The sequence below is a fragment of the Streptomyces sp. NPDC006430 genome (genome assembly GCF_040612395.1).
In the GTDB taxonomy this organism is placed as follows: Bacteria; Actinomycetota; Actinomycetes; order Streptomycetales; family Streptomycetaceae; genus Streptomyces.
In genome coordinates this window covers 413,333-434,593 of the sequence record NZ_JBEXQA010000002.1, presented here as the reverse complement: position 1 = coordinate 434,593, position 21,261 = coordinate 413,333, and the positions used below count along the sequence as shown (strand labels likewise).

Annotated in this window: 19 protein-coding genes, 1 pseudogene and 1 riboswitch; of the genes and pseudogenes, 10 read left to right on the top strand and 10 right to left on the bottom strand. The window is 71.2% G+C overall.

The window, feature by feature from the left end; genetic code table 11:
* Positions 1-150: 150 nt before the first annotated feature.
* Positions 151-1,434: an extracellular solute-binding protein gene (locus tag ABZZ20_RS05135; protein WP_356866837.1), complete on the bottom strand. Its 1,284-nt coding sequence runs from the start codon at positions 1,432-1,434 to the stop codon at positions 151-153.
* A 292-nt stretch (positions 1,435-1,726) separates the two neighbouring features.
* Between ABZZ20_RS05135 and ABZZ20_RS05130 the strand changes: the two genes are divergently transcribed.
* The 6 genes and pseudogenes from ABZZ20_RS05130 (at position 1,727) to ABZZ20_RS05105 (ending at position 9,083) form a co-directional block, all read left to right on the top strand.
* Positions 1,727-2,491: a GntR family transcriptional regulator gene (locus tag ABZZ20_RS05130; RefSeq protein ID WP_030153577.1), complete on the top strand. Its 765-nt coding sequence runs from the start codon at positions 1,727-1,729 to the stop codon at positions 2,489-2,491.
* Positions 2,492-2,682: 191 nt separating this feature from the next.
* Positions 2,683-4,836 (top strand): carbon starvation CstA family protein, encoded by a 2,154-nt coding sequence (locus ABZZ20_RS05125; RefSeq protein WP_356866835.1) that lies wholly within the window; start codon positions 2,683-2,685, stop codon positions 4,834-4,836.
* Positions 4,833-5,030, top strand: a complete 198-nt coding sequence (locus ABZZ20_RS05120; RefSeq protein ID WP_356866833.1) for a YbdD/YjiX family protein — start codon at positions 4,833-4,835, stop codon at positions 5,028-5,030. Before ABZZ20_RS05125 ends, ABZZ20_RS05120 begins: the two co-directional genes overlap by 4 nt.
* Before the next feature lie 67 nt (positions 5,031-5,097).
* Positions 5,098-5,352 (top strand): annotated as a pseudogene (locus ABZZ20_RS05115) (GNAT family N-acetyltransferase); the annotation flags it as partial.
* A 58-nt stretch (positions 5,353-5,410) separates the two neighbouring features.
* Positions 5,411-5,543, top strand: a riboswitch (cobalamin riboswitch).
* Positions 5,544-5,685: 142 nt separating this feature from the next.
* Positions 5,686-8,070 (top strand): ribonucleoside-diphosphate reductase subunit alpha, encoded by a 2,385-nt coding sequence (locus ABZZ20_RS05110; protein WP_356866831.1) that lies wholly within the window; start codon positions 5,686-5,688, stop codon positions 8,068-8,070.
* A complete protein-coding gene (locus ABZZ20_RS05105; RefSeq protein ID WP_356866829.1) occupies positions 8,070-9,083 on the top strand; it encodes a ribonucleotide-diphosphate reductase subunit beta in 1,014 nt (337 codons plus the stop codon). Before ABZZ20_RS05110 ends, ABZZ20_RS05105 begins: the two co-directional genes overlap by 1 nt.
* Positions 9,084-9,188: 105 nt before the next feature.
* Here the strand turns inward: ABZZ20_RS05105 and def are convergent, their stop codons facing one another.
* The 8 genes from def to ABZZ20_RS05065 form a co-directional block, all read right to left on the bottom strand.
* Entirely contained in the window at positions 9,189-9,833 is a 645-nt protein-coding gene (gene def, locus ABZZ20_RS05100; RefSeq protein ID WP_356866827.1) for a peptide deformylase, read from the bottom strand.
* A gap of 66 nt (positions 9,834-9,899) precedes the next feature.
* Positions 9,900-10,895 carry a hypothetical protein gene (locus ABZZ20_RS05095; RefSeq protein WP_356866825.1) on the bottom strand — a complete coding sequence of 332 codons (996 nt, stop codon included), beginning with the start codon at positions 10,893-10,895 and terminating at the stop codon, positions 9,900-9,902.
* A 130-nt stretch (positions 10,896-11,025) separates the two neighbouring features.
* Positions 11,026-12,291, bottom strand: a complete 1,266-nt coding sequence (locus tag ABZZ20_RS05090) for an HD domain-containing protein (RefSeq protein ID WP_356866823.1) — start codon at positions 12,289-12,291, stop codon at positions 11,026-11,028.
* A gap of 23 nt (positions 12,292-12,314) precedes the next feature.
* On the bottom strand, positions 12,315-13,823 hold the full coding sequence (locus ABZZ20_RS05085) for an HD-GYP domain-containing protein (RefSeq protein WP_356866821.1): 1,509 nt from the start codon (positions 13,821-13,823) through the stop codon (positions 12,315-12,317).
* Positions 13,824-13,998: 175 nt separating this feature from the next.
* Positions 13,999-14,301, bottom strand: a complete 303-nt coding sequence (rsrA, locus tag ABZZ20_RS05080) for a mycothiol system anti-sigma-R factor (RefSeq protein WP_356866819.1) — start codon at positions 14,299-14,301, stop codon at positions 13,999-14,001.
* Positions 14,298-14,942 (bottom strand): sigma-70 family RNA polymerase sigma factor, encoded by a 645-nt coding sequence (locus ABZZ20_RS05075; protein ID WP_008741505.1) that lies wholly within the window; start codon positions 14,940-14,942, stop codon positions 14,298-14,300. The genes rsrA and ABZZ20_RS05075 overlap by 4 nt, the downstream gene beginning before the upstream one ends.
* Positions 14,943-15,471: 529 nt before the next feature.
* On the bottom strand, positions 15,472-16,128 hold the full coding sequence (locus ABZZ20_RS05070) for an alpha/beta family hydrolase (protein WP_356866817.1): 657 nt from the start codon (positions 16,126-16,128) through the stop codon (positions 15,472-15,474).
* 25 nt (positions 16,129-16,153) lie between these two features.
* On the bottom strand, positions 16,154-16,969 hold the full coding sequence (locus ABZZ20_RS05065; RefSeq protein WP_356866816.1) for an SOS response-associated peptidase: 816 nt from the start codon (positions 16,967-16,969) through the stop codon (positions 16,154-16,156).
* A 79-nt stretch (positions 16,970-17,048) separates the two neighbouring features.
* On the opposite strand from ABZZ20_RS05065, the gene ABZZ20_RS05060 reads away from it, so the two are divergent.
* From ABZZ20_RS05060 to ABZZ20_RS05045, 4 genes are all read left to right on the top strand, one after another.
* A complete protein-coding gene (locus ABZZ20_RS05060; protein WP_356866814.1) occupies positions 17,049-17,762 on the top strand; it encodes a M50 family metallopeptidase in 714 nt (237 codons plus the stop codon).
* 65 nt (positions 17,763-17,827) lie between these two features.
* A complete protein-coding gene (aroA, locus tag ABZZ20_RS05055; RefSeq protein ID WP_356866812.1) occupies positions 17,828-19,180 on the top strand; it encodes a 3-phosphoshikimate 1-carboxyvinyltransferase in 1,353 nt (450 codons plus the stop codon).
* Positions 19,181-19,188: 8 nt separating this feature from the next.
* A complete protein-coding gene (gene rsgA / locus ABZZ20_RS05050) occupies positions 19,189-20,199 on the top strand; it encodes a ribosome small subunit-dependent GTPase A (RefSeq protein ID WP_356866810.1) in 1,011 nt (336 codons plus the stop codon).
* Positions 20,200-20,290: 91 nt separating this feature from the next.
* Positions 20,291-20,614, top strand: a complete 324-nt coding sequence (locus ABZZ20_RS05045; RefSeq protein ID WP_356866808.1) for a multidrug efflux SMR transporter — start codon at positions 20,291-20,293, stop codon at positions 20,612-20,614.
* Here ABZZ20_RS05045 and ABZZ20_RS05040 read toward each other — a convergent pair.
* Positions 20,580-21,152 (bottom strand): TetR/AcrR family transcriptional regulator, encoded by a 573-nt coding sequence (locus ABZZ20_RS05040; protein WP_356866806.1) that lies wholly within the window; start codon positions 21,150-21,152, stop codon positions 20,580-20,582. The two genes, ABZZ20_RS05045 and ABZZ20_RS05040, sit on opposite strands and share 35 nt — an antisense overlap.
* Between the last annotated feature and the right edge of the window lie 109 nt (positions 21,153-21,261).

Below are 21,261 nucleotides of genomic sequence, written 5' to 3'. Positions count from 1 at the left end.
GCGGTTGACTGTGGAGACCGGCGACCGGCGCACCCGAGTCGGCAGCGGGCGGCGGCGCATGCGTCTGTCACTGCGCGACCGGGGGTGCGGCGGGCGCCGCCGGGCGCCCGCCGCACCCCCCGGTGCGCTCACTGCTGGCGCTGCGGGGTGCTACTTGTTGATGCGGTTCGCGATTTCCTTGTCCGCGTCCGCGCCCGCCTTGGCGGCGTCCTCACCCTTGAGGACCTTGGTCATGAACTCCTTGAGCGGGTTGGGCTCGGTCTCGACGTTCGCCCAGCCCGGGGTGACCGGGGTGATCTTGCCGTTGACGCCGGCTTTGCCCATCGCCTCGGCGAAGGAGCCCGCGGCGGGGGTGAAGTTCGCGGCGGCCTGGTTCGGGAGCAGCGCGCCCTTGACCTCGGCGGCGTACTTCGTCATCTGGTCCTTGCCGGCGGCGAGGGCGAGCCACTCCTTGGCGAGGTCCTTGTTCTTGGAGCGTTCGGCGACGGCGAGGTTCGAGCCGCCGAGGAAGACGGTGCCCGGCTTGTCGGCGGTCTTGCCCGGGATCGGGAAGTAGCCGAAGTCGGCTTCCTTGCCGGCGTCCTTCAGGGCCTTCTCCGCACCGCCGGCCTCCCAGCCGAGACCGATCCAGGAGGCGATGCCACCCTTGGGAACGATGTCGGTGGACTGCTGCGGGGTGGCCTCGTCCTTGTCCTTGGGGGCGGTGGAGTAGCCCTGGAGCTTCTTGTAGAAGTCCATCGCGGAGGCGGCCTGGGGGGTGCCGAGACCGCCCTTCCACTTGCCGCCGTCCTTGACGGCGAGCTCGCCGCCCTCGTCCCAGATGAAGCCGGCGAGGACGTACCAGCTCTGACCGGGGAGGTAGATCGGCTGCGTGGAGGGGTCCGCGGCCTTCAGCTTTTCGAGGCCGGCTATCCACTCGTCACGGGTGGTCGGCACAGTGACGCCGGCCTTGGCGAAGGCCTTCTTGTCGTAGACGACGACGCGGTTGGCCGCGTACCACGGAGCGGAGTAGAGCTTGCCGTCGTACTCGGCCGAGGCGAGCATGCTCTTCTGCCAGGCGTCGGCGCCGAGCTTGCCCTTGTCCTTGGTGAGGTCGGCGAGGCCGCCGGTGACCGCGTAGCCAGCGGTCTGGGTGTTGCCGAGCTCCAGGACGTCCGGCGGGGTGTTCTCGGAGAGCGCCGTGGTGACCTTCTCCTGGATGCCCTTCCACGCCTGCACCTCGACCTTGACCGTGACACCGGGGTGCTTGGCCGAAAACTCCTTGTTGACCTCGTCGATCCAGGTCTTCGGCGCGGAACCGTCCATCACCCAGACGGTGATCTCCTTGGCGCCGCCCGCGTCGGTCTTCGCCTTGTCGTCGCTGCCGTTGCCGCACGCCGCGACTCCGACCATCATGCCCGCGACACTGACCGCCGCGATGAGCTTGCGCTTCACGCCACCCTCCTCAGGGATGCTGCCTGCAACTTCCCTCGCCCGCCGCGGTGACATGCACCAAGTACTGCCCGTGGGGCCGGGATCTGATCCATATTGGTGTAGACCAGTAAGCGGGAGCTTGGCCTAGACCTTTAGGGGTGTCAAGGGTCTAATGAGCGGGCGATCGGTCCGTTATCGGACCGACACCTGGGGGAGGGAGGAGGCCTGTCCTCCCACCCGTGTCACGATGTGACCGCACATATCGGAGGAGCCGGTGACGGCAGCGAAACTGGAGTCGGGAAGGCGGGCGGCGATGTCCACCGAAGGGGCGACCACGGAGCCGGAAGGCGGGGCAGCAACTCGCACGGCGCGCGTGCCCAAGTACTACCGACTCAAGCGGCACTTGCTCGACATGACCGAAACACTCCCCCCCGGCACCCCGGTGCCGCCGGAGCGCACGCTCGCGGCCGAATTCGACACCTCGCGGACCACCGTGCGCCAAGCGCTCCAGGAGCTCGTCGTCGAGGGCCGGCTGGAGCGCATCCAGGGCAAGGGAACCTTCGTCGCGAAACCGAAGGTCTCCCAGCCGCTCCAACTCTCCTCGTACACCGAGGACATGCGGGCCCAGGGGCTGGAACCGACCTCCCAGCTCCTCGACATCGGCTACGTGACGGCCGACGACACCCTGGCCGGACTACTCAAGATCGCTACGGGCGGGAGGGTCCTGCGCATCGAGCGGCTGCGGCTGGCCAGCGGCGAGCCCATGGCCATCGAGACCACCCACCTGTCGGCCAAGCGCTTCCCCGCGCTGCGCCGGTCGCTGGCCAAGTACACGTCCCTCTACACCGCCCTCGCCGAGGTGTACGACGTCCGGCTCGCCGAGGCCGAGGAGACGATCGAGACCTCCCTGGCCACCCCGCGCGAGGCCGGCCTGCTCGGCACCGACGTCGGCCTGCCGATGCTGATGCTCTCGCGGCACTCGCTGGACGCCGACGGCGAACCCGTCGAGTGGGTGCGGTCGGTGTACCGCGGCGATCGTTACAAGTTCGTCGCCCGACTCCAGCGCCCCGCCGTCTGATTCGTAGTTGACTCTCGTTCCGCTATACGGACGGGGGCTTACGTTCACCGGGTAGCCCCCGTAGATTCCCTGCGCTCGCGCAGATGATCAACGAGGGGACGAGGATCATGCCGGAACCGGAAGCAACAGGCGCAGAACGGAACGCGGCGAGTCCGGGCACGGAGCCGGGCTCGCCACCCGTGTCGGGGAGCATGAGCCCGAAGTCCGTTGCCGTCTGGGTGCTCGTCGCCCTGATCGGGGCCCTCGGCTGGGGCATCCTGGCGCTCTCCCGCGGTGAGGAGATCTCGGCCGCCTGGCTGCTCGCCGCCTCGCTGGGCTCGTACGCCATCGGCTACCGCTTCTACGCGCGCTTCATCGCCCAACGGGTCCTGAAGGTCGACAAGACCCGGGCCACCCCCGCCGAACGCCTCGACAACGGTGTCGACTTCCACCCGACCGACCGTCGGGTGCTCTTCGGCCACCACTTCGCCGCCGTCGCCGGCGCCGGCCCGCTGGTCGGTCCCGTGCTCGCCGCCCAGATGGGCTACCTGCCGGGCACCATCTGGATCGTCGCGGGCGTCATCTTCGCGGGCGCCGTCCAGGACATGGTCACCCTCTTCTTCTCGACCCGCCGCGACGGGCGTTCCCTCGGCCAGATGGCCCGGGACGAGATCGGCCCCGTCGGCGGAGCCGCCGCCCTGGTCGCCGTGTTCGCCATCATGATCATCCTGCTGGCGGTGCTCGCACTGGTCATCGTCAACGCGCTGGCGCACTCCCCCTGGGGCGTCTTCTCCATCGGCATGACCATCCCGATCGCCCTCTTCATGGGCTTCTACCTGCGCGTGCTGCGACCGGGCCGGGTCACCGAGATCTCCGTCATCGGCGTCGCGCTGCTGCTGCTCGCCATCGTGGCGGGCGGCTGGGTCGCGCAGTCCTCTCTGGCGAGCACCTTCACCCTGGAGAAGGAGACGCTGGTCCTCTGGATGGTCGCGTACGGGTTCATCGCCTCGGTGCTGCCGGTGTGGATGCTCCTCGCACCCCGCGACTACCTCTCCACCTTCATGAAGGTGGGCACCATCGCCCTGCTCGCCCTGGGCGTGGTCATCGCCATGCCGACCCTGAAGATGCCCGCGGTCACCGACTTCGCCGCCCGCGGGGACGGCCCGGTCTTCGCCGGGTCGATGTTCCCCTTCGTCTTCATCACGATCGCCTGCGGCGCACTGTCCGGCTTCCACGCGCTGGTCTCCTCGGGCACCACCCCGAAGATGATCCAGAAGGAGACCCAGGTCCGGGTCATCGGCTACGGCGCCATGCTGACCGAGTCCTTCGTCGCCGTCATGGCGATCATCGCGGCCACCATCATCGAGCCCGGCCTGTTCTTCGCGGTCAACTCCCCCGCCGGCGTCATCGGCACCACGGTCGAGACGGCCTCGCAGGCGGTGACGAACTTCGGTTTCGCCATCTCGCCCGAGTTCCTCACGCAGGCCGCGAAGGACGTCGAGGAGGCCAGTCTGCTCTCCCGTACGGGTGGCGCTCCGACCTTCGCACTCGGAATGTCGGAGATCTTCTCGTCCGTGCTCGGCGGGGCCGGGATGAAGGCCTTCTGGTACCACTTCGCGATCATGTTCGAGGCGTTGTTCATCCTGACCACCCTCGACGCGGGCACCCGGGTCGGCCGGTTCATGCTCCAGGACACCCTGGGCAACGTGCACAAGTCCTTCAAGGACGTCAGCTGGAAGCCGGGCGTGTGGCTGGCGAGCGCGCTCGTCGTCGGCGGCTGGGGCTACTTCCTGTGGGTCGGCATCAAGGACCCGCTGGGCGGCATCAACCAGCTGTTCCCGCTGTTCGGGATCGCGAACCAGTTGCTCGCTGCGGTGGCCCTGGCCGTCTGCACCACGCTGCTCGTGAAGTCCGGTCGGCTCAAGTGGGCCTGGGTGACCGGTGTTCCGCTGGCCTGGGACGTGGCCGTCACGCTCACGGCGAGCTACCAGAAGGTGTTCTCCGAGGACGTGAAGGTCGGCTTCTTCGCGCAGCGCGACAAGTACCAGGAGGGCATCGACGCCGGGAAGGTGCTCAAGCCCGCCAAGAACATGGGCGAGATGCACACCATCGTCACCAACGCCACGGTCGACGGTGTGCTGTCGGCGCTGTTCGCGGCCCTGATCATCGTCGTGCTGCTGGACGCGGCCCGGACCTGCTTCAAGGCGATCGGCAGCCCGGAGTCGGTCAGGCTCTCCGAGGTCCCGTGGACCGAGTCGAAGATCATCGCCCCGGCCGGACTCATCCCGACGCCCGAGGAGCGCGAGGAGCTCGCCGCCGCCGGACTCGACTCGGGTGGCGGCCGTACGAAGGAGCCGGTGGCGTGAGCGCGGTCCGCGCCGCGCTGACGAAGGCGCGGTTCTTCGTACGGGAGTTCTCGGGCGAGGCGGCGTACGACCGGTACGTCGCCCACGCCCGGGCACACGACCCCGAGGCCGAGGTCCTGACGAGGCGCGCCTTCGAGCGCGCCCGCACGGACGCCCGCGAGGCGGACCCCCGCGAGGGCTTCCGCTGCTGTTGAGCCCCGGACGCACCCGAGGGCCCCGCCGACCGGCGGGGCCCTCGGGCGTTCTCAGCGCACCCAAGTCCCCGGCGAGGCCGAGTTCCGCATGCTGGCGGTGTCTCCTGAGGCACGCGGGGCAGGGGTGGGTGAGGCTCTGGTGCGGGCCTGCATCGACCGGGCGCGGGCCCTGGACGGGGTCACGGCGCTGGTGCTGTCCACCCAGCCCGCCATGCTCGGCGCCCAGCGGATATATGCCCGCCTGGGGTTCGTACGCACTCCGGAGCTGGACTGGGCGCCGATCCCGGCGTTGACCCTGCTCACGTACCGACTGGAGCTGTAACGACACGCTCAGCAAGGGGCCGACACAACATGTGGGGGGTCACGCATCGGGCCGCCCCCACATGTATGCTCATGCTCGCTGTTCGCCGCAGGGGAATCCGGTGCGAATCCGGAACTGTCCCGCAACGGTATGAAGTACACCGATCGGTGTCACCGCAAGTCCGAGGACCTGCCGACAGTGCGCCCGGCTCGACCGAACCGGGTGGAGACACGTCCGGGCCTCGCGGTTGGGCCGGTGGACGCCATGTGGCACGTCGCGTTCCCGCGCGCCCGCATGCGCCCGCCCGCGCCCCGTTCCGCCGATGGCCGGGCCGAGCGAGGGAGAGCTCCCGCCGTGACCATCGCGCCTTCCGCACCGCGCGCCGAGTCCGCTTCTGGCGACACCACCGAAGGCCCGGGGGCCGCGCTGCTGCGTACTCTCACCGAGCTGACCGCCGACCTCCCCGACACCGACCCCGGCCGGGTCGCCGCCGCCGCGCTGCGCGGCCGCAGCGCCGCCGCGGACGAGGCCGAGCTGCGCGGGCTGGCCACCGAGGCCGCCGCCGGGCTGATCTCCGAGGACCCTGCGTACTCCCGGCTCGCCGCCCGGTTGTTGACGCTGGCCGTGGCCGACGAGGCCGCGGGTCAGGGCGCCACCTCGTTCGCCGAGTCCGTCGCCGTGGGCCACCGCGAGGGGCTGATCGCCGACCGCACCGCCGAGTTCGTCGCCACCCACGCCACCCGTCTGAACGCGCTGGTCGAGCACGCCCTCGCCGAGGGGGCCGACGACCGCTTCGGCTTCTTCGGCCTGCGCACCCTGCACAGCCGCTACCTGCTGCGCCACCCGATCACCCGCCAGGTCATCGAGACCCCGCAGCACTTCATGCTGCGCGTGGCCTGCGGCCTCGCCGAGAACGACAGCATCCCGGCCGTGGAGGAAGTGGCCTCGCTGTACCGGCTGATGAGCCGCCTCGACTACCTGCCGTCCTCCCCCACGCTCTTCAACTCCGGCACCCGGCACCCGCAGATGTCCTCCTGCTACCTGCTGGACTCCCCGCTGGACGAGCTCGACTCGATCTACGACCGCTACCACCAGGTCGCGCGCCTGTCGAAGCACGCCGGCGGCATCGGCCTCTCGTACTCGCGCATCCGCGCCCGCGGTTCGCTGATCCGCGGCACCAACGGCCACTCCAACGGCATCGTGCCGTTCCTGAAGACCCTCGACGCCTCCGTCGCCGCCGTGAACCAGGGTGGCCGCCGCAAGGGTGCCGCCGCCGTCTACCTGGAGACCTGGCACGCGGACATCGAGGAGTTCCTGGAGCTCCGCGACAACACCGGTGAGGACCAGCGCCGTACGCACAACCTGAACCTGGCGCACTGGGTGCCGGACGAGTTCATGCGCCGCGTGAACGCCGACGCCGACTGGTCGCTGTTCTCCCCGGCCGACGTACCCGAGCTGGTCGACCTGTGGGGTGACGAGTTCGACGCCGCCTACCGCAAGGCCGAGGCGGACGGCCTGGCACGCAAGACCATGCCCGCCCGCGACCTGTACGGCCGGATGATGCGCACTCTCGCGCAGACCGGCCAGGGCTGGATGACCTTCAAGGACGCCTCCAACCGCACGGCGAACCAGACCGCCGAGCCGGGCAAGGTGGTGCACTCCTCGAACCTGTGCACCGAGATCCTGGAGGTCACCAACGACGGCGAGACCGCCGTCTGCAACCTCGGCTCGGTCAACCTGGGCGCCTTCGTCCTCACCGAGACGGGTGAGATGGACTGGGAGCGCCTCGACGAGACCGTGCGCACCGCGGTGACCTTCCTCGACCGCGTCGTGGACATCAACTTCTACCCGACCGAGCAGGCCGGGCGCTCCAACTCCCGCTGGCGCCCCGTGGGTCTGGGCGCGATGGGCCTCCAGGACGTCTTCTTCAAGCTGCGCCTGCCCTTCGACTCCGCCGCGGCGAAGGCACTCTCCACCAAGATCGCCGAGCGCATCATGCTCGCGGCGTACGAGGCCTCCTGCGACCTGGCCGAGCGCCACGGCCCGCTTCCGGCCTGGTCGCAGACCCGTACGGCCCGCGGTGTCCTGCACCCGGATCACTACGAGACCGAGCGCGCCTGGCCTGAGCGCTGGGACGCGCTGCGCGCCCGCGTCGCCGAGACCGGCATGCGCAACTCGCTGCTCCTCGCCATCGCCCCGACGGCGACGATCGCCTCGATCGCGGGCGTGTACGAGTGCATCGAGCCGCAGGTCTCCAACCTCTTCAAGCGCGAGACGCTCAGCGGGGAGTTCCTCCAGGTCAACGGCTACCTGGTGGAGGAGCTGAAGAAGCTCGGCGTCTGGGACGCCCAGACCCGCGAGGCCCTGCGCGATTCCTCCGGCTCGGTCCAGGGCTTCGGCTGGATCCCGGCCGAGGTCCGGGAGCTGTACCGCACGGCGTGGGAGATCCCGCAGCGCGGCCTGATCGACATGGCCGCGGCCCGTACCCCGTACCTCGACCAGTCGCAGTCGCTGAACCTGTTCCTGGAGACGCCGACCATCGGGAAGCTGTCCTCGATGTACGCGTACGCCTGGAAGCAGGGCCTGAAGACCACGTACTACCTGCGCTCGCGCCCGGCGACGAAGATCGCCCGCGCCGCCCAGGCTGCCGCCCCCGTCGCGCTGCCCCAGGCGGTCGCCGACGCGGAAGCGCTCGCCTGCTCCCTTGAGAACCCCGAGTCCTGCGAGGCCTGCCAGTAATGAGCTCAACCGACAAGAACCTGCTCGACCCGGGCTTCGAGCTGACCCTGCGTCCCATGCGCTACCCGGACTTCTACGAGCGCTACCGGGACGCGATCAAGAACACCTGGACCGTCGAGGAGGTCGACCTCCACTCGGACGTCGCCGATCTCGCGAAGCTGACGCCCGCCGAGCAGCACATGATCGGCCGTCTCGTCGCGTTCTTCGCCACGGGTGACTCGATCGTCTCGAACAACCTGGTGCTGACGCTGTACAAGCACATCAACTCCCCGGAGGCGCGCCTGTACCTGTCGCGCCAGCTGTTCGAGGAGGCCGTGCACGTCCAGTTCTACCTGACGCTGCTCGACACCTACCTGCCCGACCCGGACGACCGTGCTGCCGCCTTCGACGCGGTCGAGGAGATCCCGTCGATCCGCGAGAAGGCGCAGTTCTGCTTCAAGTGGATGGACTCGGTCGAGAAGATCGAGCGGTTGGAGACGCAGGCCGACCGCCGTCGCTTCCTGCTCAACCTGATCTGCTTCGCGGCGTGCATCGAGGGCCTGTTCTTCTACGGCGCCTTCGCGTACGTGTACTGGTTCCGCTCCCGCGGCCTGCTGCACGGCCTGGCCACCGGCACCAACTGGGTCTTCCGCGACGAGACCATGCACATGAACTTCGCGTTCGAGGTCGTGGACACGGTCCGCAAGGAGGAGCCCGAGCTCTTCGACGACACCCTCCAGCAGCAGGTCACCGACATGCTGAAGGAGGCGGTGGAGGCGGAGCTGCAGTTCGGCCGCGACCTGTGCGGTGACGGGCTGCCGGGCATGAACACCGAGTCGATGCGCGAGTACCTGGAGTGCGTCGCGGACCAGCGCCTGGTCCGCCTCGGCTTCCCGGCCGTCTACGGCTCGCAGAACCCGTTCTCGTTCATGGAACTCCAGGGCGTCCAGGAGCTGACGAACTTCTTCGAGCGTCGTCCGTCGGCCTACCAGGTGGCGGTCGAGGGCACGGTCGACCTGGACGAGGACTTCTAAGTCCCCTCCGGTCACGGCCCGTACGGCTCTACGGCGTCCCCGCCCACCGGTTCCCGGGCGGGGACGCTTCGGCGCAGGGGCTCGCCCGCTGCTTGTGGCCCGCTGCTAGGCGTTCGGGACCGTCTCGTAGCGCGGGGTGCCCTCTTCCATCTGGCGCAGGGCGTCCTTGCGGTCCCGCTTCGAGAGCCGGTCGATGTACAGGTACCCGTACAGGTGGTCCGTCTCGTGCTGCAGGCAGCGCGCGAAGTAGCCCGTGCCGCGCACCTTGATCGGGTTGCCCTGGGCGTCCTGACCGGTCACCTCGGCGTAGTCCGGGCGGGCCAGCGAGGCGTAGGCGGTCGGGACCGACAGGCAGCCCTCGTTGGAGTCGTCGAGGACGCGGGAGCCGGCCGGCAGCTCCACCAGCTTCGGGTTGATCACGACGCCGGTGTGCCGCACGCCGTCGTCGTCCGGGCAGTCGTAGACGAAGACCTTGGCGTCCACGCCGATCTGGTTCGCGGCGAGACCCACGCCCTCGGCGGCCTTCTGGCTCGCGAACATGTCGTCGATCAGCTGCGCCAGTTCGTCGCCGAACTCGGTGACGTCCTTGCACTCGCGGTGCAGGACCGGGTTGCCGACGACCGTGATCGGGCGGGCTGTGCCCCGCTCGCGGTGGGCGAGCTCGCGCGCCTCACAGTCCTCGGTGTCTACGACGTACCCGTCGTTCACGACCCCGACACCGCTGACGACCTCGTTCTCCTGCTGCGCCATGTCCGCCGTACGCCTTCCGTAAGTCCACCCGTTCACCAATGTGCCGGTACAGCCTACGGTGCCGAGTCAGCAGACTTCTTCGAGATCCCGCCACTCCCGGGTGTCCGGGCTGTCCGCGACCCAGCCGTCGAGCAGCCCGCGCACCAGGCCGGCGGGTGCCGCGATGCCGCATTCGCGCTCGGGCACCCACAGCGAGCCGGAGCCGGCCGTACGGTGCCCCAGCGGTCCGGGGTGCCCCGGTTCGCTGTGGTCGTGCGGGTCCAGGTGCTCTCCGTCTCCCTCGCCGCTGGGCATCACGCTCTCCGAGCAGGTCCGGCACAGCAGCCGTACCGAGGACGACCAGTCCTCGGCGGCGAAGCCCGCGTCCGAGGCCAGCTGCTCCAGGGCGTCGCGGTCCGCCTCGGTGGCCGCCTCCAGCAGCACCACCCAGGTCGGCACCGGCGAGGGCGCCCACAGTTCGATCTCGTCGAAGACGGGGTACGAGGGGCCGGCAGCGGTGACCCGCTCGCCGTGCGGAACCCCGTCGTGCAGGACGACCTCGCCCCAGCGCCGCCCCGAGGAGGGCAGCGGGATCGACAGGACCTCCATGCGGGCCGGGTCCAGTCGCCGGCCCCAGACCACCTCGGCCTCACCCTCGGGGGACAGCCGCACGGCGGCGCTGCCGAGTTCCATGCCGACCGGTTCGCCGTTGCCGCCCGTGCCGTGCGGGTCCCCGGGCACCTTCAGCCCGTACGCCTGCCAGGCCCGGCGGGCCAGCGGCCAGTCCTGGAGCGCGGTCGCGGCGATCCCGACGTTCCACCAGTCCGGGGCACCGGTCTCGCGGTCGAGCAGGGCCACGGCGCGCAGCCCGGCGGACCGTGCCTGCTCCCAGTCGTGCCGGAACTTGTGCAGCAGGGCGAGGTTGAACCACGACTCGGAGAGCCAGGGCTCCAGGTCGGCGGCTCTGGTCAGCAGTGCGCCCGCGTCCTCGTACCGACCGTCGCCGATCAGCGTGAACGCGCGGTCGGTGGCCTGCCGCCACGAGGCGGAGGGCCGATGCCGTACCTTCCCGAAGATCCTCACGATTCCCGCCTGCTTGGGGGCACCCCCAGCGGTGGCTGGGGGACGACGGTGCAGCCTTGCGGACACCCTCACGGACACTCCTACTGGCATCCAACCATGCCCACTCGGACGGCCGCTCATTACCCATGGGTTACCCAGGTGGGACGCGAACAACTCTGTCACGTCCGCCCCTGGCCAGAACCCTTGCCAGGCACTCCACGACCTCGGGCTGGTAGTCGTGCCCGGTCCCCAGCCGGAGCTGTTCCAGGGCCTCCAGTGAGCCGCCCGGGTGACGGGTCCCGCCGAGCAGGTCGTCGTACGCGTTCACCGCGCGCACGATGCGCGCGGCGACGGGCTGCTCCCGGTACGGGTCGGCCTGCCGTTCCACGACCACCGCCACCTCGGCGGGCACCCCGGTCTGGCGGGCCACCTCCCCGCCGAGCTCGGCGATCCGGCGGGCTTCGGCGGCGGGCAGCCCGGCGGTGGCCCCGGCGCGGACCGGGTCGACGAGGGAGAGCTGGCCGATGTCGTGCATCAGGGCGGCGTACTCCAGCACCGTGAGCTCCCGCTGCGACAGGCCGAGCTCCCGGCCGACGGCGCAGCTCAGCGCGGCGACCCGGCGGGCGTGTCCCGGCGGGGTGTGGCCGGCGATCTCGGTGGCCCGGGCCAGGGAGGTGATGGTCTGCCGGTAGGTGGTGCGGATCGCGGCGATCCGATGGAAGGACATCTGCGTCAGCAGCAGGGGCACGCAGATGACGGGCAGCGCCCACAGGCCCGCGACGGCCACCCCGAGGGCCATGACGACCCCGGTGGCGCAGATCGCCGAACCGATGCCGACCTGGGCGCGCAGCTCGTCGCGGAGCAGGGGCCCGTACGGCCAGCCCGTACGGGCCCGGGTCACGGCCGCGGCGAGCACCGCGTCGCACAGGGCGGTGAGGCCCAGCAGGAGGAGCAGGAAGAGGACCAGGTACGGGCTCTGGCCGAGCCAGCGGTCGAGCCGGCCGGAGTGGTAGAGCGGCTGGAAGCAGACGGCGGCGAAGGCGACGGTGAGGACCCGGCGGGCCAGGTGGTCGGCGGCGGGCCCGTGCCCCCGGGCGACGTGCGGGACGATCCCGGCGAGCGCCGCGGCGCCGGCGACCGCGACGATCTGGAGCACTCCGTGGTGGGTGGACTGCGCGGCGTTCTGACCGAGGAGGGCGTACCCGAGGGCGCCGGCGGAGCCGAGGGGCGCGGGCCGGTGGTCGCCGGCCGTGTTCTCGGCAGCCCGGGGGTCGCGGCCGGCCCCGGTGTCACGGCGGGCGAGCTCGCCGCAGGCGATCACGGTGCCGAAGGCCAGGGCGGTGCCGGGCTCGACGACGCCGTTCCACAGGGTGTGGCCGAGTCCGGTCAGCGTGAGCAGCACGGCGGCTGCGCGCACCGCCGGGACGGCGGCCCCGCCCCTCACGTACCGCCCCCGTCGCCGGACTCCGGCCCGGCGGAACCGGTCGGCCCGGACGGCCCGGTCCGGCCGGTCTGCGGACGCACGCTCCGTACGACCGCCCGGGCGCCCTGCGCCGGGAGCGCGGACAGTGCGGGGTCGGCGGGATCCGGAACCGGCGCAGCGGCGGGCGCACTGGTGGGTGCGGCGCTCGGGATCACCTGGACGTCCTCGTCCGCGGTCTCCACCGGGTGCCAGCCGTTGCGGCCGATCGCGTTCACCAGCGCGTGCACCATCGCCGGGTCGAATTGGGCCCCCGCGCACCGCTCCAGCTCGGCCAGGGCGGTGGGCACCGGCCTGGCCCGGCTGTACGAGCGGGTCGAGGTCATCGCGTCGAAGGCGTCCGCGACGGCCACCACCCGGGCCAGTACCGGGATCTGCTCTCCGGCCAGCCCGTACGGGTAGCCCGAGCCGTCGACCCGTTCGTGGTGGTGCAGGATCGCGGACCGGGCCTCCCCCAGGAAGCCGATGCCGCGCACGATCTCGTGCCCGTACTCGGGGTGCAGCTCGATGATCCGGCGTTCCTCGGGCGTCAGCGGGCCGTCCTTGCGCAGCAGCCGGGTCGGGACGCCGATCTTGCCGACGTCGTGGAGGATCCCGGCGATGCGGACGACTTCGAGCCGGTCCTCGGCCATGCCCAGCTCGCGGGCGATCAGCGCCGAAGCCTGGCCGACCCGCTCGCCGTGGCCGCGCGTGTAGCGGTCCTTGAGGTCGACGGCCTGCACGAGGGCCCGGACCGTCGCCTGGTGGGCGGCCCGCTGGCGGTGGTACTGGGCGAAGGCCCAGCACGAGACGTACATCGGCAGCAGGACGAGCAGTGCGGCGGGGAGCCCGTACGGACTGCGCCACATGACGGCCATCATCAGCCCGGCGAGGCCGTGCACGCAGTACGGGGCCAGGGACCGGGTGAGCAGTCCGCGCCAGGCGGTCCGCGCGGGCCGGCGCTCCGCGGCGGCCCGGACGCCCCCGTCGAGGACGGTCAGGACGAGGCAGAAGGCGGCGGCGACGGCCACCGCGGGGAGCATCGCGTCCGGGAGGTCCGCGAGCCGTCCGGGTGGGCCGGGCCGTCCGGACCCTCCGGAGGGGCCGCCGCCCAGCAGCCCGAACGTCTGCCCCGCGGCCCAGGCGGCAAGGCCCTGTTGCGCCGCGTGCCACACCCGGCGCACCCGCACCGGCCGCTGGAGCACCGTCCCGGCGAACCCGCCGGGCAGGGCGACGAGCGCCGCGGCGGCCGGCGGCAGCAGGAAGACGGCGGCGAGCACCACGGGGAAAAAGGAGCCGATGTCCTCCGGGGCCCGGCTGTCCAGCAGCGTGCAGTGGGTGACGAGTTCGCAGCCGAGGTAGAGCAACGCGAGCAAACCGACCGCGGGCCAGGGAGTACCGGAGTCGGCGAGGGCCGGGGCGGTGCAGGCGCACGCGGCGAGGACGGCGCAGACGACGTAAGCGCGCGCCGCCGGTGGAAGGACCCGCATGGCGCTCTCCTCCCCTGCGTCGTGAACGCCGGGCGCCGCAACCAACCGGCACCGTTTGGGGAGAATAGGTGGGGCCCCTCGTGAAGTGGGCCACATTTTCGTATTGCGCTGTACGGGCGCCCCCGGATTAGCACCTTCGGGTGAACGAAGTGCACGTCCAGGGGCGGTTGTTCGATCAGCCGGTGGCGGGATCCGCCGAGACGTCGTGGTCAGGAACGGCCTGACCCGAACGGATCAGCTCGATCCGTCCCATCACCTTCGAGCGCAGGTCGGTCGGCACGTCGTCCGAACCGCAGCAGCGTTTCACCAGCTTCTTCACGGCCTGCTCTAGGCCGTACTTCTCCAGGCAGGGATTGCACTCGCCGAAGTGCGTCTCGAACTTCGTGCAGTCGCTGTCCGGCATCTCGTGGTCCAGGAACTCGTACAGGTGATCCAGGACCTCGGAACACTCCGTCTCGTGCGGCTCTCCGCAGCTCATGAGCCCGAGCCTTTCAGGTCGTTCGACTCTCCCGCGCCGGCGGGGACCAGCCCGCGTTCACGGGCGTAGTCCTCCAGCATTCCGCGGAGTTGACGGCGGCCACGGTGCAGTCGCGACATGACCGTACCGATGGGTGTACCCATGATGTCCGCGATCTCCTTGTACGCAAAGCCCTCTACGTCGGCAAGATAGACCGCGATGCGGAACTCCTCCGGAATGGCCTGGAGCGCTTCCTTCACGTCCGAATCGGGCAGGTGGTCGAGCGCCTGCGACTCGGCGGAACGCAGTCCCGTCGACATGTGCGATTCGGCGCGCGCCAGCTGCCAGTCCTCGATCTCCTCCGCTGCACTGCGCTGCGGTTCACGCTGCTTCTTGCGGTAGGAGTTGATGAACGTGTTGGTCAGAATGCGGTAGAGCCACGCCTTCAGGTTGGTGCCCTCGCGGAACTGGTGGAAGGACGCGTACGCCTTTGCGTACGTCTCCTGGACCAGGTCCTCGGCGTCGGCCGGATTGCGCGTCATGCGCAGCGCGGCCGAGTACATCTGGTCGAGGTAACCGAGGGCGTCCCTCTCGAAGCGCGCATTGCGCTCCGGGGTCGTCTCCTCCGCGTGGCCTTCGTCGGTCCCAGCGACAGGACCCACCTCCTCCGACTGCGTGGCGACTCCGAAAGCGGACCCGCTCGAATCGGAGAATAGTCGACCATCCTGGGCCTGCGCCGCCCGGAGCGGGCCGCGCTTGGGCTGGGGCAGGACCGTCCTGCCCCAACTACCACTGGGAGGTACCCCCAGGTCTGCGCCCTGCGGACGGTGCTGGCTGATGACCCGGGTCATGCGCTCCCTCTCCTCCGACTGCTTCCCGTACGTTCTGACATCCCGCACAACAGGAGGGCCGGGCCGCGCATTCCCGGGTGGGGCCGGGTTTCGGCGCCTTCCGGATCGGCGCCGCGAGGATGGGGCGGGATCGCACCGGGCGCCCCGGTACGCGCCGCGTCCCCCGCACGTGACCGTCGGTGGTCGCCCGCACGCGGGCCTCGACCACTTCTCGAACGATCCTCCGGGAATACGGCATCCGGGTCCTCGCCCGGGGTCCTCGCTCCGGACGGGGGCGGGCGTAGAGGGCGTAGGCCGGGCGTAGAAGGCCTCGGCCGGGCTCAGAAGGCCTCGGCCGCGCTCAGCGGGGAAGCCCGGCGAGCCATCCGGCGACCGCTTCCGTGATCACCGTCAGGGTCTCCTCCTGGGTCGGACCCGCCTTCTTCGGCACGGCGAAGGCGTGATCGGCGTGCGGGACCTCCACCAGTTCGTACGCCACCTGCGCGCCCGGCGGCGGGAACTCCTGCGGACGCCCGAACGGGTCCCGGCCGCCCTGGACGACCAGGGTGGGCCGCCCGGCCCCGGTGAGCTCCTCGGCCCGGGACTTCTCGGGCCGGCCCGGTGGGTGCAGCGGGAACGCCAGCGCCAGCACCCCGGCGGCCCCGAGCTCGGCGGCGGTCCGGCAGGCCACCCGGGCTCCGGCGCTCCGGCCACCCGCCACCACCGGCAGTCCGGGCCTCTCCAGCGCGGGCCACAGCCCCCGCCAGCCCGCGTCCAGCACCTTGGGCGCCGCGGCCACCTTCTTCCCCGCGACCCGCCACGGCTGCTCGACCAGCGCCACGGTGACCCCCTGCGCGGGCAGGGCTGCCGCCAGCGCCCGCAGGTCGCGGGCCTCGATCCCACCGCCGGCACCGTGGCTGAGGGCGAGGACGAGGCGGGCCGTGCGGGCGGGGGCGGGATACCAGGTGATGCGGGCCTCGCCCGCCGGGGTGTCGACGCTCTCGGTACGCGTGGTCATGAACCCATCCTGCACGCGCTCACATCTAGAAGAGCGTTCCCTCCTCCGGCGCGGCCAGCTCCTGGAGCAGCTCCGGCCCGTTGTTGCGCACGTTGCTCACGGCGGTGGACACCGGGTACGCGCGCATCAGGCCGCCGGGCGGTGGGGCGAGCAGGGCCTGAAGTTCGTCGGTGTCGGTGCGGGCCGGGTCCAGCCAGGCGTCCCAGCGGTCCGGGGTCAGCATGAGCGGCATCCGGGGGTGGATGTCGGCCAGCGACCGGGGCCCCTCGGCGGGTGCCACGCCCAGCGGTCCCGCCTCGGCCTCGGTGGTGATCAGCGAGCAGGTCACCCACCAGGCCTGCGGGTGCTCGTCGGGCAGGGTCCGGTCGCGCCAGAACTCGTATATCCCGGCCATGGCGAAGACGGAGCCGTCGGTCGGGAGCACGAAGTAGGGCTGTTTGCGGGCCCGCTTCTTCTTCCCCTCGACCTCCAGCTGCCGCTCGTCGTGGGCGGTGACCCACTCGTAGTAGCCGTCGGCGGGGACGATGCAGCGGCGCTGCGCGAAGGGGCGACGGAAGGACGGCTTCTCGGCCAGGGTCTCTGACCGGGCATTGATCATCCTGGCGGCGCCGTCGGGGTTCTTGGCCCAGGACGGGACGAGACCCCATTTCAGGGCGCGCAGCTGCCGAACCGGACGCGGGTCCGCAGCGTCTTTGACGGGACGGTCGAGGACGACGTAGACCTCCTTCGTCGGCGCCACGTTCCAGTCGGGGGCCAGGGTCTCCTGCGGCTCCCACTTCTCGACACCGAAGAGTCCGGCGAGGTCCTCGGGCCCACGACTCGCTGCATACCGTCCGCACATGGCTGCCACACTGCCACGGCTCCCCCAGCCGGCGCTGGGAGGTCCCCCGAACCACCAATCGCAAGGAGTCCGCCACTCTATGGACAGCACCACGACGGCCAGCCTGTGGGACCGCCTCACCGGTATACAGACCCCGCCGGCACTGTGGCTGGTGATCGTGACGGGCGTGGCCGCGCTGGCCGCCGTAGGACCGCGCCCGCTGTGGCGGCTGTCCCGCAACGCGGTGACCATCGCCCACGAGGGCGGCCACGGGCTACTGGCCCTGCTGACCGGACGGCGGCTCGACGGGATCCGGCTGCACTCCGACACCAGCGGGGTCACCGTCAGCCGTGGCAAGCCGACCGGGCTCGGAATGATCCTGACCGCCGCCGCCGGGTACACCGCTCCCTCGCTGCTCGGACTCGGCGGGGCGGCCCTGCTGTCGGCCCACCGGATCACGCTGCTGCTGTGGGTGGCCACCGCGCTGCTGCTGGCGATGCTGGTGATGATCCGCAACGCGTACGGCGCCCTGACGGTGGTGCTGACCGGCGGCACGTTCGTACTGATCTCCTGGCTCGCCCCGGCCGGGGTCCAGGCGGTCTTCGCGTACGGGGCAGTGTGGTTCCTGCTGCTGGGCGGGGTGCGGCCGGTCTTCGAGCTGGGGGCCAAGCGCCGGCACGGCGGGGCTCCCGATTCGGACGCGGACCAGCTGGGGCGGCTGACCCACGTCCACCCCGTCGCCTGGCTCCTCCTGTTCCACGCCGTGGCACTGTGCTCACTGATCGGCGGCGGGCGCTGGCTTCTCACCTTCTGAGACCGACCCCGGGCAGGAGGCGCGATCAAGATCTGGGCCCGGGGGGAGCCACTAAAGTGGGGGCCATGACCGAGACCCCCGCGCTCCCCGCCCTCTGGCCCGCTCCGCTCGCCGACGGCACCGTCCACGCCACCGTCACGGTGCCCGGGTCGAAGTCGGTCACCAACCGGGCCCTCGTCCTCGCCGCGCTCGCCGCCGAGCCGGGCTGGGTCCGCCGCCCGCTGCGCTCGCGCGACTCCCAGCTGATGTCGGACGCGCTGCGCGCGCTGGGCGTCGGCATCGAGGAGACGGCCTCGTCCAGCTCCGGCGACGGCGCCGGCGGCGAGGCCTGGCGGATCATCCCGGCGGCCCTGCACGGCCCGGCCACCATCGACGTCGGCAACGCGGGCACGGTCATGCGCTTCCTGCCGCCCGTCGCCACCCTGGCCTCCGGCGACATCCGCTTCGACGGTGACCCGCGCTCCTACGAGCGTCCGCTCGGCCAGGTCATCAGCGCCCTGCGCGCCCTCGGCGCCCGGATCGAGGACGACGGCCGGGGCGCACTGCCCATGACCGTCCAGGGCGGTGGGGCCTTGGAGGGCGGCACGATCGAGATCGACGCCTCGAACTCCTCGCAGTTCATCTCGGCGCTGCTGCTCTCCGGCCCGCGCTTCAACCAGGGCGTCGAGGTCCGCCACGTCGGCACCAGGTTGCCGTCGATGCCGCACATCCGGATGACGGTGGAGATGCTGCGGGCTGCGGGTGCCCAGGTGGACACCCCCGAGGCGGGCGGCGAGCCGAACGTGTGGCGGGTCGCCCCCAGCGCCCTGCTCGGCCGTGACATGGTCGTGGAGCCGGACCTGTCGAACGCCCAGCCGTTCATGGCGGCGGCCCTGATCACCGGCGGCACGGTCACCATCCCGGACTGGCCGCGCCGCACCACCCAGCCGGGTGACGAGCTGCGCCGGATCTTCACGGAGATGGGCGGCTCCTGCGAGCTGACCGATGCGGGCCTGGTCTTCACCGGTAGCGGCAAGATCCACGGCATCGACGTGGACCTGGGCGAGGTCGGCGAGCTCACCCCCGGCATCGCGGCCGTCGCGGCGCTGGCCGACTCCCCGTCCACCCTGCGCGGGGTGGCGCACCTGCGGCTGCACGAGACGGACCGGCTGGCGGCGCTGACCGCGGAGATCAACGGGCTGGGCGGCGAGGTCACCGAGACCGCCGACGGTCTGCACATCCGCCCCCGTCCGCTGCACGGCGGCGTCTTCCACACCTACGACGACCACCGGATGGCCACCGCGGGTGCGGTGATCGGCCTGGCGGTGGAGGGCGTGCAGATCGAGAACGTCGGCACGACCGCGAAGACCCTGCCGGACTTCCCGAGGATGTGGGCCGACATGCTGGCCGGCCGGGCGTCGACGGGCACGGGAGCGTAGGGCCCGTCATGCGCAGGTACGGCAAGCACACCGACGAGGACGACATCCGCCAGCGGCCCAACCCCAAGGGCAACCGGCCCCGGACCACGATCCGGCCCAAGCACGAGGACGCGGCCGAGGGCTTCGTCCTGACCGTCGACCGCGGCCGGCTGACCTGCCTGGTCGAAGGCCGCACGATCCACGCGATGAAGGCCCGTGAACTGGGCCGCAAGGCGGCGGTGGTCGGGGACCGCGTCTGGATCGTCGGCGATCTGTCCGGCAAGAAGGACACCCTCGCGCGGATCGTGCGGATCGAGGAGCGCAAGTCCGTCCTGCGGCGTACCGCCGACGACGACGACCCGTACGAGCGGGTGGTCGTCGCCAATGCCGACCAGCTGGCGATCGTCACGGCGTTGGCCGACCCGGAGCCGCGGCCCCGGATGATCGACCGCTGTCTGGTGGCCGCGTACGACGCGGGGCTGGAGCCGCTGCTGGTGCTCACGAAGTCGGACCTGACCTCCGCTGACAAGATCCTGGAGATCTACTCCACCTTCGGCCTGAACTACGTGGTGACCAACCGCGAGGAACTGGCGACGGGCGACGCCGCCGACCGGGTGCGCGAGCGCCTGACCGGCCGGATCACCGCCTTCGTCGGCCACTCGGGCGTCGGCAAGACCACCCTGGTGAACTCGCTGGTCGCCGAGGGCCGCCAGCGCGCCACCGGCCACGTCAACGCGGTGACCGGCCGTGGCCGGCACACCACCACCTCCGCGCTCGCGTTGCCGCTGCCCTCGGGCGACGGCTGGGTCATCGACACCCCGGGCGTGCGCTCCTTCGGCCTGCACCACGTGGACCCCTCCCGGGTGATCCTGGCCTTCCCGGACCTGGTCCCCGGTACGGAGGAGTGCCCGCGGGCCTGTAGCCACGACGAGCAGGACTGTGCGCTCGACAAGTGGGTGGAGGAGGGGCACGCGGATCCGGCACGGCTGTACTCGCTGCGGCGGTTGTTGCAGACCCGCGAGCGTCGCGAAGGGGACTGAGGGTCCGGCGGGGTTTGCCGTCCGCGACGTCTGGTAAATGCATACTCGCATCGAGTGACGCGACGTCACGTGACGCGGGGAGGCATTCGCCATGGCGTGGCTGTTGGTCGTGGTCGCCGGACTCCTGGAGACCGGTTTCGCGGTCTGCCTCAAGCTGTCCCACGGATTCACCCGGCTGTGGCCGACCATCGCCTTCGCCGCCTTCGCGCTGGGCAGCTTTGGCCTGCTCACCCTGGCACTGAGGAAGTTGGACGTGGGTCCGGCCTATGCGGTGTGGACCGGAATCGGGGCCGCCGGCACGGCCATCTACGGGATGGTCTTCCTTGGTGACCTGGTCTCCACCCTCAAACTCGTTTCGATCTCGCTGGTCATCCTGGGCGTCATCGGGCTCCAGCTGTCCGGTTCTGCTCACTGAGCAACCGCAGCAGCTGCATCAGCTCGCCGACGCCCGGGTCCTTGCCCGGGGCTATCACGTACGACAGCGCCAGGCGCACGGCGAGTTCGCACCGCTGCGCGCCCTCCCCCGGTGCGAGTGCGACCGAGGCTCGGTCGCGGACGGCCCGGGCCAGTTCCCCGGGCCCGGGGGCCGGCACCCCGGGCCGCGCTTCCCGTCCCGGCGGCACGGGCAGGGTCCCGTCCCAGCACCCCGTCAGCAGGGCTCGTACGAGGGGCCGGGCGCGGGCCGCACGTACGGTCCACTCCGCGACCGAGGCGAGGCGCTCGGCGCTCGCGGCCGAGGAGCGCAGGACCCGGTCGACCCCTTCGAGGTACCAGTCGGCCTCGCGGCGCACCAGGGCTCGGCCCAGGCCGGCCTTTCCACCGAACTCGTTGTAGAGGGTCTGCCGGGACACCCCGGCGGCCGCCGCGACGTCGACCATCCGCACGGACGGCCAGGGACGCGCCAAGAGTGCCACTCCCGCCGCTTCCAGCAAGGATTCCCGGGCTGCCGGCATCTGCGCCTCCCCGCTCGACTCCCCGCCAGAGTTGACGGGCCGACAGATCCTGTCAAGGGCGCCTGCCGGTCGCACGGTGGACGGCGTTCGCCGGGTCCGGGGAGTCCCG